The 11,017-nt window shown below is 62.1% G+C and carries 12 protein-coding genes and 1 tRNA gene; 10 read left to right on the top strand and 3 right to left on the bottom strand.

Annotation, left to right across the window (positions count from 1 at the left end):
* Positions 1–169 precede the first annotated feature (169 nt).
* On the bottom strand, positions 170–1,336 hold the full coding sequence (locus tag ABJO61_RS09900) for a TIGR03032 family protein (RefSeq protein ID WP_348325505.1): 1,167 nt from the start codon (positions 1,334–1,336) through the stop codon (positions 170–172).
* 205 nt (positions 1,337–1,541) lie between these two features.
* Here ABJO61_RS09900 and ABJO61_RS09895 point away from each other — a divergent pair, with 205 nt between their 5' ends.
* The 4 genes from ABJO61_RS09895 (at position 1,542) to ABJO61_RS09880 (ending at position 5,858) form a co-directional block, all read left to right on the top strand.
* The gene (locus ABJO61_RS09895) at positions 1,542–2,222 is read left to right on the top strand and encodes a TIGR02466 family protein (RefSeq protein ID WP_348325506.1); all 681 of its coding nucleotides are present in this window, start codon (positions 1,542–1,544) and stop codon (positions 2,220–2,222) included.
* A 197-nt stretch (positions 2,223–2,419) separates the two neighbouring features.
* Complete coding sequence (gene katG, locus ABJO61_RS09890; protein ID WP_348325508.1) at positions 2,420–4,585, top strand: catalase/peroxidase HPI; 2,166 nt, start codon at positions 2,420–2,422, stop codon at positions 4,583–4,585.
* A 297-nt stretch (positions 4,586–4,882) separates the two neighbouring features.
* Positions 4,883–5,557 carry an RNA methyltransferase gene (locus ABJO61_RS09885; protein ID WP_348325510.1) on the top strand — a complete coding sequence of 225 codons (675 nt, stop codon included), beginning with the start codon at positions 4,883–4,885 and terminating at the stop codon, positions 5,555–5,557.
* A 46-nt stretch (positions 5,558–5,603) separates the two neighbouring features.
* A complete protein-coding gene (locus ABJO61_RS09880; protein WP_348325512.1) occupies positions 5,604–5,858 on the top strand; it encodes a hypothetical protein in 255 nt (84 codons plus the stop codon).
* Here ABJO61_RS09880 and ABJO61_RS09875 read toward each other — a convergent pair.
* Both ABJO61_RS09875 and ABJO61_RS09870 read right to left on the bottom strand, forming a co-directional pair.
* Entirely contained in the window at positions 5,812–6,288 is a 477-nt protein-coding gene (locus ABJO61_RS09875; protein ID WP_348325513.1) for a hypothetical protein, read from the bottom strand. The two genes, ABJO61_RS09880 and ABJO61_RS09875, sit on opposite strands and share 47 nt — an antisense overlap.
* Positions 6,289–6,349: 61 nt before the next feature.
* Positions 6,350–6,439: transfer RNA gene (locus ABJO61_RS09870), tRNA-Ser, on the bottom strand.
* A 155-nt stretch (positions 6,440–6,594) separates the two neighbouring features.
* Between ABJO61_RS09870 and ABJO61_RS09865 the strand changes: the two genes are divergently transcribed.
* From ABJO61_RS09865 to proB, 6 genes are all read left to right on the top strand, one after another.
* Entirely contained in the window at positions 6,595–7,362 is a 768-nt protein-coding gene (locus ABJO61_RS09865) for a phosphatidylcholine/phosphatidylserine synthase (protein WP_348325515.1), read from the top strand.
* Between the two features lie 119 nt (positions 7,363–7,481).
* Positions 7,482–7,796, top strand: coding sequence for a 50S ribosomal protein L21 (rplU, locus tag ABJO61_RS09860; RefSeq protein ID WP_348325517.1), 315 nt, complete (start codon positions 7,482–7,484; stop codon positions 7,794–7,796).
* A 22-nt stretch (positions 7,797–7,818) separates the two neighbouring features.
* On the top strand, positions 7,819–8,094 hold the full coding sequence (gene rpmA / locus ABJO61_RS09855) for a 50S ribosomal protein L27 (RefSeq protein ID WP_348325519.1): 276 nt from the start codon (positions 7,819–7,821) through the stop codon (positions 8,092–8,094).
* 107 nt (positions 8,095–8,201) lie between these two features.
* Entirely contained in the window at positions 8,202–8,726 is a 525-nt protein-coding gene (locus tag ABJO61_RS09850) for a GNAT family N-acetyltransferase (RefSeq protein WP_348325521.1), read from the top strand.
* Between the two features lies 1 nt (position 8,727).
* Complete coding sequence (gene obgE / locus ABJO61_RS09845; RefSeq protein WP_348330893.1) at positions 8,728–9,774, top strand: GTPase ObgE; 1,047 nt, start codon at positions 8,728–8,730, stop codon at positions 9,772–9,774.
* Complete coding sequence (gene proB / locus ABJO61_RS09840) at positions 9,771–10,889, top strand: glutamate 5-kinase (protein ID WP_348323794.1); 1,119 nt, start codon at positions 9,771–9,773, stop codon at positions 10,887–10,889. The genes obgE and proB overlap by 4 nt, the downstream gene beginning before the upstream one ends.
* The last annotated feature ends 128 nt before the right edge of the window (positions 10,890–11,017 follow it).

Raw genomic sequence — 11,017 nt, 5'->3', positions numbered from 1 at the left:
GGAGAGTTGCAGGAAAATTTGCAGAAGGAGCAATGGAGACCGGTTAACGAAACCTGCCATTCGATTCAAATCGGCACGTGAAACGGACGAGTCCGCATGGGCCGCGCGCCCGAATTCGGGGCGATTTGCGGGGCGGCACCGGAGGAACACACGGCGCCACCCCGGTTTGTCACGCGACGGCTTCCTTTTCCGGCGTGACCCGATCGCCTGCGCTGCGGCCCCGCACATCTTCCGCCGCCCAGTTCTCGATGGAGATTTCGTTGCGCACGGCACCGTCGAGAAGACCCGTCGCCTTGGGACAGGTGACGCCCGGCAGCACGAAGACATCGAAGAGCTCGCGCACCTCGCCCTTCATCCTGATCCATTCGACGATATTGCCGTTGCGCGTATCGACGATCTGGACGCCGCACCAGGGCTCGGCATCGCGCCTGGCCAGTTCGTCATCGAGTTCGAGCCCGGAGAAACTGCCGTCGCGCGGCAGGGAAAGCCCCACAATGGCATAAGGCCCGTGAAAGGCGAGACCGCGCGCAAAACCCGGCAGGAAGACAACGACGTCGCGCTTGCCCGTTTTCTCGTCCACGCGGCAAAGCTCGCCCCGCCCGGAATTCAACACCCAGAGCGTACCTTCATGAAGCCGCGGCGAATGCGGCATGGAAAGGTCTTCGCTCACCATACGGTCGCTGCGCACATCCATCACGAGGCCGCCCGATGCGCGCCTGTCGCGCCAGCCCGTGATGACATCGCTGCGGCAGACGGCGGTGACATAGCGCGCTTCCCCCTCGGCCATCGCAAGCCCGTTCAGATGACAGCGGTCTTCCGGCGCGAGGCGCGAAATGAAGGGCGGCTTCCAGAGCGGCTTGAAACTGTGCGTGAGACTGAAGGTCGCGAGACAGGAGAACTTCGTGTTGACGAAGACGACGCGCCCGCCCTTTTCGACACCCAGCTCATGCGTATCGAGATCGCCGGTCGTCTGCGCGTTGCGCGGCACATAATTGCGATCGAAGCCCCCCATTTTCTGGCCCTCGCCAAGCACATTTTCGAGGCGCCATATCTGGTACTGGCCCGCGAGATAGAGACGCTGTGGCGTGGCGGCGACGCCCATCGCATGCATGAAGTGGCGCTCGTGGAAACTGACCTTGCCCTTGGGCAGGCGGCCGACAAGGTAAAGGCGGCCGCTCTGATAGGAGGTGAAACCGAAACTCATCTTGTTGCGCTCCATGAAGGCATGAAGCCCGCGCGAACAGGAAATCTGCGTCGTCTTCTTTTCCTGCTTCAAGGCGGTCACGTTCTGTTTCTTCTCGTCCGGCTGCGTCTTCTTTTCCGGCGTTTCGGTCATCGCTGCCAATTCCTTCCATACGGATGCGAAAGCCGGATGCGCGCGAGACGGTTTCGCTAGATTCGTGTGAAGAGCAATGGCGGCAAGGCGTCATTGCAACCGCGTGCAACAGGGACGATTGCAACATGGTCAAAGAGAGATTCTCGACTGCCGATGGCTCCATTTTCGTGCGAGTTCCTGCGGGCTCCTGCATCGGGGGACAGATATGAGCAAGCAAAAGGGGGGCGCCCTGAAAGCCGTGCCGGAAGCGGCGGAGAAACCCGCAGGCGCGCTCGAAACACAACCCGGCTTCAAACCCGAAACCTGGTTTCCGGCTCCCGTCTGGTCGCGCCGCGTGCCCGACCATGAACGGATCGACGCACATATTCTGTCCGTTCTGGATGAACTTGAGCGAAACGGGCGCGCCATCACGCGCTCCAATGTCGGCGGCTGGCACTCGGCCGCGAACCTGCACACAGGCAGCGAGCTTGCCGAGATACGCCGCATCATCGGCAATGCGGCGGCAGGCTGTGCGACGCATCTCTCCTTCGACTTCGACCGCTTCGAACTTTTCTTCCAGGAAATGTGGCTGAACAAGAACGGACCTGGCGACTTCAACAAGGCACATGTGCATCCGAACTCGCTGCTTTCAGGCGCCTATTACGCGAAGGTGCCCGAGAAGAGCGGCAACATCGAATTCTACGATCCCGTGCGCGAGCGCGTGATGTGCACCTTCCCCGTCAAGGCGCGCACCCGCATCAACAGCCAGGCGATGGAGTACAAGGGCAAGGAAGGCCTGCTGCTGATCTTCCCCGGCTGGCTCCAGCATTCGGTGCAGCCGAACCGGAGCGACGATTTCCGCGTCTCGATCAGCTTCAACATGGGCTTCAGAAGGAAAGGTGGCTGAGCCCCCAGACACCCTCCGGCCTGCCCGCGACTGCCAAAAGCCCCTGCATTCCGGGGGCTTTTTCGTCGCGCCCGCCAAGGGGTTGCATTCCCTGCCGAAGATGGTAGATTTTAATTGTAATAATTCTAAAGTAAGGCCGGACGGGCAGCGCAGCCCGGCAACCGGCGACTGACAACCGACGCTCAGGAGATTGGCACATGAACACTGCAACAGGCGGCAAATGCCCGGTTATGCACGGTAGCGCCACCAGCACCTCCGCGGGCACCTCCAACATGGAATGGTGGCCGAACGCCCTCAATCTCGACATTCTTCACCAGCACGACGCCAAGACGAACCCGCTGGGCAAGGATTTCGATTATCGCGAGGAACTGAAGAAGCTCGATGTCGAGGCGCTGAAGAAAGACCTCCACGCGCTGATGACGGACAGCCAGTCCTGGTGGCCGGCCGACTGGGGCCATTATGGCGGCTTGATGATCCGCATGGCCTGGCACTCGGCGGGCTCCTACCGCCTCGCAGACGGACGCGGCGGCGGCGGGACCGGCAACCAGCGCTTCGCGCCGCTGAACTCCTGGCCCGACAATGTGAGCCTCGACAAGGCGCGGCGCCTGCTCTGGCCGGTCAAGAGGAAGTACGGCAACAAGGTGAGCTGGGCCGACCTCATCATCCTCGCAGGCAACATCGCCTATGAATCCATGGGCCTGAAAACCTTCGGCTTCGCCTTCGGCCGCGAGGACATCTGGCACCCGGAAAAGGACACCTATTGGGGCTCGGAGAAGGAGTGGCTCGGCCGCGAACGCTACAAGAGCGACGAGGACGCGACATCGCTCGCAAACCCGCTCGCCGCCGTGCAGATGGGTCTCATCTATGTGAACCCCGAAGGCGTGGGCGGGAAACCCGACCCGCAAAAGACCGCCTATGAGGTGCGCGAAACCTTTGCCCGCATGGCGATGAACGACGAGGAAACCGCCGCGCTGACGGCGGGCGGCCACACCGTCGGCAAGACGCATGGCAATGGCGATGCCGCCCTGCTCGGCCCGGACCCGGAAAGCGCCGATGTCGAGGGACAGGGCTTCGGCTGGGCGAACCCGAACCAGAACGGGCTTGCGAGCCACGCCGTGACGTCCGGCCTCGAAGGCGCATGGACGACGCATCCGACGAAGTTCGACATGGGCTTCTTCGAGATGCTGTTCGGCCACGAATGGGAATTGCGCAAGAGCCCGGCCGGCGCCTGGCAGTGGGAGCCGGTGGACATCAAGGAAGAGGACAAGCCCGTCGATGCGAGCGATCCCTCTATCCGCCACAACCCGATGATGACCGACGCCGACATGGCGATGAAGGTGGACCCGATCTACAACGAGATCTGCCGCAAGTTCATGGCCGACCCGGAATATTTCAAGGACACCTTCGCACGCGCCTGGTTCAAGCTGACGCATCGCGACATGGGCCCGCGGGACCGTTATGCCGGCCCCGATGTGCCGCAGGAAGAGCTGATCTGGCAGGACCCCGTTCCCGCCGGCAGCACGGATTACGACGTCGGCGCGGCGAAAGCGAAGATCGCAAAGAGCGGGCTCACTGTTTCGGAAATGGTTTCGACCGCCTGGGACAGCGCGCGCACCTATCGCGGCTCCGACATGCGCGGCGGCGCGAACGGCGCCCGCATCCGGCTTGCTCCCCAGAAGGACTGGGAAGGCAATGAGCCCGCCCGCCTCCAGAAGGTGCTTTCCGCGCTCGAACCGATCGCGAAAGAGACGGGCGCAAGCGTCGCCGACATGATCGTGCTTGCGGGTAATGTCGGTGTCGAACAGGCCGCGAAGGCGGCGGGCATCGACATCGAGGTGCCCTTCGCACCGGGACGCGGCGACGCCACCGGCGAAATGACGGATGCGGAGAGCTTCGAGGCGCTGGAGCCCGTTCATGACGGCTACCGCAACTGGCTGAAAGCCGACTATGACGTCAGCGCCGAGGAACTGATGCTCGACCGCACGCAGCTCATGGGCCTCACCGCACCGGAAATGACGGTGCTTGTCGGCGGCATGCGCGTGATCGGCACCAATCACGGCGGCACGAAGCACGGCGTCTTCACCGGCAAGGAAGGCGCGCTGACAAACGACTTCTTCGTCAACCTGACCGACATGGACAATAGCTGGGTGAAGAGCGGCGACCACTACGAAGTGCGCGACCGCAGGAGCGGCAAGACGAAGTGGACGGCGAACCGCATCGACCTCGTCTTCGGCTCGAACTCGATCCTTCGCTCCTATGCGGAAGTCTATGCGCAGGACGACGCCAAGGAGAAGTTCGTGAAGGACTTCGTGGCGGCATGGGTCAAGGTGATGAATGCCGACCGCTTCGACCTGAAGAAGTAACGGGCTCTCAGAGCCTCACGACATGCGCCGCTCCCGGATCATCCGGGGGCGGCGTTTTTCGCGTCCGTTATCATTCGTGGAATCAATGCCGTCATTGCGAGCCTCCCGCAGGGAGGCGTGGCAATCCATAGGGAGCCTGCCACGAACAAGGGTTGCATGGATTGCCGCGTCGCATCTGCGATGCTCCTCGCAATGACGCGGTTTTTTTGTTTTTCCAATCTTGAACTCGTTACAGCGAAGGCGATACGATCAAGACAGTCTAAAAGCGGGCTCCGAAACTAGAATCAAAGAACCATCATGGAAGTTCGTGATACTGAAAAGCCCAGAAAGTCGGTTCGCAGGCGGGCGGATATTATTAAATCGTTCCGTTGCAAGAATCTCATCGCCGTCATCGAGGACCCGACCGACCTCAGAAATATCGGCACTGTAATAAGAAACGTCAACGCACTGGGCGTCGAGAAAGTCTACATCGTCGATCCACGCAAAGCGCTGCCCGACAATTGGCAGGACATGCGCGAGCGGAAATCACTTTCAACGACATCCGTGTCGGCCGTTAAATGGACATTCGTAAAGCGCTTCGACAGTACAGAAGCATGCCTCGCTCATCTGGAGAAGAAGGGCTTCGTATCCGTAGTCACCTCACCGCACGTAAAGGGCAAAACCAACATCTATCTTCATGAGGGCGACTACACGCAACACACAAAACTTGCCGTCTGGTTCGGCAACGAAAAACGCGGGATCAGTGAGCTAGCGGTAGCGCACAGCGACATGTGCGTTGCCATCCCGATGTTCGGAATAATCGAAAGCCTGAATCTTGGTACGAGTTCTGGCATCGTTCTCTACGAGGTCACGAAGCAACGGCGCGAATACCAGAGCAAGTACCGCCGCAGCAGGTGGAAAGGAAAGCGCGCCCAGCAGCTGCCGACCGTCCTGCCTCACGAAAACGAAGTACCGTCCGAGGAGATTCAATAACGGCTACAGGCCTCGGCCAGTTTTCTCCTTTGCCCTGAGGCGTGGAATGCTTCCTCCCGGCGCGACATACCTGCCCGGCTTCATCGGAGCGGATGAAGAGGAGAGGCTTGTGCGGGCTCTCGATGCGGGCGAGCGGAGCGCCGAGCTCAAGCGGCGCGTGCAGCATTTCGGCTACCGCTACGACTACCGGGCCCGGATGGTTACGCCGGACACCTATATCGGCGCATTGCCGGACTGGGCCGCCTCCGTCTGTCTCAGGCTTCGCAGCGGAGAACATTTCCATGCAGCGCCGACCAGATGATCGCCAACGAATATCTGCCCGGACAGGGGATCAGCGCGCATGTCGATTGCGTGCCGTGCTTCTCGGACAGGATTGCGTCGCTGAGCCTGCTCTCACCCTGCGAGATGGTTTTCCAGAATGGAAAGCAGGGAAGCAGGCTCTCGGCGATTCTCCGCGCTCGCTGCTGATCCTGAGCGGCGATGCGCGCTATGAGTGGACGCACGAAATACCGGCGCGGAAATCCGACGTCGTGGACGGCGAAAGACAACCTCGCCGACGCCGGATATCCCTCACATTCAGGACCGTCGTGGCCGCTTGACCTGCGTTTCCAGAGATCGGGTGGGATTGGCGAAAACAGGCTTTGGCCTGTTTTCGTCCGCGGGCCTTCGGCCTTGCGGATCGAGCGGCGGGGCCGCTCGCCCCAAAACGCCTTTGGCGTTTTGTCGAACATGGGTTCTTTCCGCCCGCTCTTCCGCCAGCAAAAAGGGCCCCTTGAAAGGGGCCCGTTTTAATGGCGGAGAGGGTGGGATTCGAACCCACGGTACCCTTGCGAGTACGCCGCATTTCGAGTGCGGTACTTTCAACCACTCAGCCACCTCTCCGCAGAGGACGGGCGAGCCCCCGAAAGGCCGCCCGTGAGGTCGAAACGGCGCGGAATGTAAACGCCACGCGCGCGCCGCACAAGACCGGAAGCAGGGACCGGACCCGCCTTTCTCCGCGATAGGTTAAGGCCCGCCTGCCTGCTAGACTGAAGCCCATGAGCGAGGCGGGAGATGAGGGGAGCATGGAGCACAGGCAGCCTGCGGCACGCGTGGCCGCGGCATGGGCCGTCCATGCCTTTACGGCGTCGGGCGTCATTACCGCGCTTCTTGCCATCGCCGCCCTGATTGCGGGCGACCTGCGCCTCGCGCTGCTCTGGCTGGGCGCTGCCCTCATCATCGACGGCTTCGACGGCCCCATGGCGCGCAAGGTCCGCGTGACGGAATATGCGCCGCGCTTCGACGGGGCGGTCCTCGACCTCGTGATCGACTATCTGACCTATACGGTGATCCCGGCCCTGCTGATCTACCGCTTCGGCCTCGTGCCCCCAGGCTGGGAAATCCCGGCCGCGGCCTGGATCATGACGACCTCGCTCTATTGCTTCGGCAACCGGGACATGAAGACCCATGACAATTATTTCTCGGGCTTTCCCGCCACCTGGAACCTGATCGTCCTGTGTTTTTATGTGCTGGGGACAGGCGCCTGGCTGAACCTCGCCATTATTGCGGTGCTGGGCATCCTGACCTTCGTGCCTTTCAAATATATCCACCCCTTCCGGGTGGAGGCCCTGAGGCCGCTGACACTGGCCGTGACCGCCCTCTGGGCGCTTTCGACCTTCTGGCTGGTACTCCGGAGCGCGGCGGGCGTTCGCCCGGCAGAGGCCTCCCCCGCCGCCTGGTGGGCCTTTCTGGCGGCATCGCTCTATTTTCTGGCGCTCTGCGCCTGGCGGACGCTCAACGACCGCAAGGTGGCGAGAAAGCCTTGATTTCAGGCCCTTTCGCGGCTTGACAGGGCGACCTCCCCCTGTATATTGCGCGCCAATTCGGCCCGTACCGCTGTCACCGGCGGACGCAGGGCCTTTTTCGTTACATGGTGGTATCAGAGATGTTCGCAGTCATCCGGACAGGCGGCAAACAATACAAAGTCGCGAAAGACGATCTCCTCGAGATCGAACGCGTCGACGCGCAGGCCGGCGACAAGATCGAGCTTGGCGAAGTCCTGATGCTCGGCGCTGCAGGCGGCGAGATGAAGGTCGGTGCGCCGCTCGTCGATGGCGCAAAGGTTCAGGCCGAGGTTGTCGACCTTACCCGCGGCCCGAAGATCACGATCTTCAAGAAGCGCCGTCGCCAGAATTATCGCCGCAAGAACGGCCATCGTCAGGATCTGATGCTCGTCAAGATCCTCGACATCGCCGGCTAAGCGGGACTGAAGGAGTAGAAACATGGCTCACAAAAAGGCAGGCGGTTCATCCCGCAACGGTCGCGACAGTGCCGGCCGGCGCCTCGGCGTGAAGAAGTTCGGTGGCGAAGCCGTCATTCCGGGCAACATCATCATCCGCCAGCGCGGTACGAAGTGGCATCCGGGCAGCAATGTCGGCATCGGCAAGGACCACACGATCTTCTCGAAAGCGGAAGGCGTGGTGGAATTCCGTACGCGCAAGAACGGCCGCTCGTTCGTTTCGGTCGTCACGGCCGGCATGCCGGAAGCGGCAGACTGAAGCGTGGGGTGAACGCCACCTCGCGAAGGTGGCGACCATCGGGATTTGAGAGGGAGATGGGATCGCCATCTCCCTTTTTTCATGCCCTCTCGGGACCGGAGATCCCGATGCTGGAAGAGATCGGAACGGAAAGGCTGCTTTTGCGCCCGCTCCACGAAAAGGACACGCAGGAACTCACGCGCCTCGCCAATAACTGGAAAGTGGCGCGGATGCTCTCGCGCATGCCCTTTCCCTATACGCAAGACATGGCTGCCGACTGGATCGCCCGGCAGGCCGCCCAGCGCGCCGCCGGCGCGGAATATTGCTACGCCATCGAATTCGAGAAGGGATTTGTCGGCACCTGCGGATTGCAGCTCCATGCCGACGGAACCCGTGAAATCGGCTACTGGGTCGGTGAACCTTACTGGAATCGCGGCTTCGCGACCGAAGCGGCATCGGCCCTGACGGAAAGAGCCAAGGCCCGTTTCGGCGGCGAAAGCATCGTTTCCGGCCACTATGCCGATAATCATGCGTCGGGACGTGTGCTGACAAAACTCGGCTTCCGCTATACTGGTGAGGAAAGCCGCTGGTGCGAAGCGAGGCAGGAAAAAGCCCACTGCCTCACCATGAAGCTCATGCGGGTGGAAGCGTGACATGAAGTTCCTCGATCAGGCGAAAATCCATATCCGCTCAGGCAATGGCGGCGCGGGCGCGGTGAGCTTTCGCCGCGAGAAATTCATCGAGTTCGGCGGACCGGATGGCGGCGATGGCGGCAGGGGCGGCAGTGTCATCGCCGAATGCGTCGAAGGGCTGAACACGCTCATCGACTATCGTTTCCAGCAGCACTTCAAGGCCAAGACCGGCATGCACGGTATGGGCAAGAACCGCTCCGGCGCGAACGGGGCCGATGTCGTGCTGAAAGTTCCGGTGGGCACGCAGATCTTCGAGGAAGACGAGGAAACGCTGATCGCCGACATGACGAAAGCGGGCGAGCGGGTGCTGCTCGCCAAGGGCGGCAATGGCGGCTTCGGCAATGCCTATTTCAAGAGCTCCACCAATCAGGCACCGCGCCGCGCAAATCCCGGCCTCGAAGGCGAGGAAAAGACTGTCGTGCTGCGGCTGAAGCTGATCGCGGATGCCGGACTTGTCGGCCTGCCCAATGCAGGCAAATCGACCTTCCTCGCCTCGGTGAGCGCGGCAAAGCCGAAGATCGCCGACTATCCCTTCACGACGCTGGCCCCCGGCCTCGGCGTCGTCACCATCGATGCGCGCACCTTCGTGCTGGCCGACATTCCCGGCCTCATCGAAGGCGCGCATGAAGGCGCAGGCCTCGGCGACCGCTTTCTCGGGCATCTCGAACGCTGCAACATCCTGATCCATCTGATCGACGGAACCGCCGAGGATGTCGGCGAGGCCTACCGCGTCATTCGCGGCGAAATCGAAGCCTATGGCGCGGGGCTCGAAGACAAGCCCGAAATCCTCTGCCTCAACAAGGCGGATGCGCTGACGCCGGAAGAGCGCGAGGAAAAGACGGCAATCCTGGCCGAAGAAAGCGGCGCGCAGGTGCGCGTGATTTCCGGCGTGTCGGGCGAAGGCGTGACGGACGTCCTGCGCCTCGTCGCCAGCGAGATCGCCGCCAAGCGCCAGGAGGAAAAAGCCGAAGCGGCGGAAGGCGAAGAGGATGAGGGCTGGCGCCCATGAGCACCGACCTGAAAAACGCGCAGCGCGTGGTCGTCAAGATCGGCTCGGCGCTGCTCACCGACAGTGAAACGGGCAAGCTCAACCGCACCTGGCTACAGGCGCTGGTGGCGGATGTGGCGCGGATGCGTGCACGTGGACAGGAAATGATGATCGTGTCCTCGGGCGCGATCTCGCTTGGCCGCCGCGCCCTGAAGCTCGCGCCCGGCAAGTTGAAACTGGAGGAAAGCCAGGCCGCTGCCGCCGTCGGGCAGATCGGCCTTGCCCATGCCTTTCAGGAAATTCTCTCGGCCTATGGCTTCTCCTGCGCGCAGATCCTGCTGACCCTGGAAGACACCGAAGAGCGCCGCCGCTACCTCAATGCGCGCTCGACAATCGCCACATTGCTCAAGCTCGGCGCCGTGCCCGTCATCAACGAAAACGACACGGTGGCGACGAGCGAAATCCGCTACGGCGACAATGACCGTCTCGCCGCACGCGTCGCGAGCATGGTGTCGGCCGACTGTCTTGTCCTCCTGTCGGATGTGGACGGGCTTTACACCGCGCCGCCCCACCTCCCCGGCGCGGAGCATCTGGCCGAAGTCGCCGAGATCACGCCCGAAATCGAAGCAATGGCGGGAGATGCGGCAAGCATCTATTCGCGCGGCGGCATGAAAACAAAGATCGCGGCGGCGCGCATCGCGACCGAAGGCGGCGCACGCATGGCAATTGCCAATGGCCGCGCGCTGCACCCGCTGAAAGCCGTGGAAGACGGGGCGCGCTGCACCTGGTTTGCCGCGCATTCAACGCCCGTGGCGTCACGCAAACGCTGGATCTCGGGCTCGCTGAAAAGCCTCGGCACCATCACCATCGACGCAGGCGCCGTGAGCGCGCTCGAAAGGGGCCGCAGCCTTCTGCCCGCCGGGATCACCGCCATCGAGGGCGATTTCGGGCGGGGCGACGCGGTGACTGTGCGCGATGCGCAAGGCCACGAAATAGCACGGGGGCTCAGCGCCTATTCGAGTGAAGACGCCCGCGCGATCATGGGCCATTCGAGCCATGAAACCGAGGAACTGCTCGGTTATTCGGGCCGTGCGGAAATGATCCATCGCGACGACCTCGTGCTGAAAAAACCGTGAAACATCGCGGACACGACCCCAGATAGGAAAACAGACAGCATTGAACCCGGCCCGGCCGCCTGAAATACTGAAGCGGCCACCCCGATGAGAGACAGGTAACGCCCGTGAGCATCGTGAAACTGAACACC

This window comes from Parvibaculum sp. (genome assembly GCF_039973015.1).
In the GTDB taxonomy this organism is placed as follows: domain Bacteria; phylum Pseudomonadota; class Alphaproteobacteria; order Parvibaculales; family Parvibaculaceae; genus Parvibaculum.
This window is presented reverse-complemented; position numbering and strand designations above follow the sequence as displayed.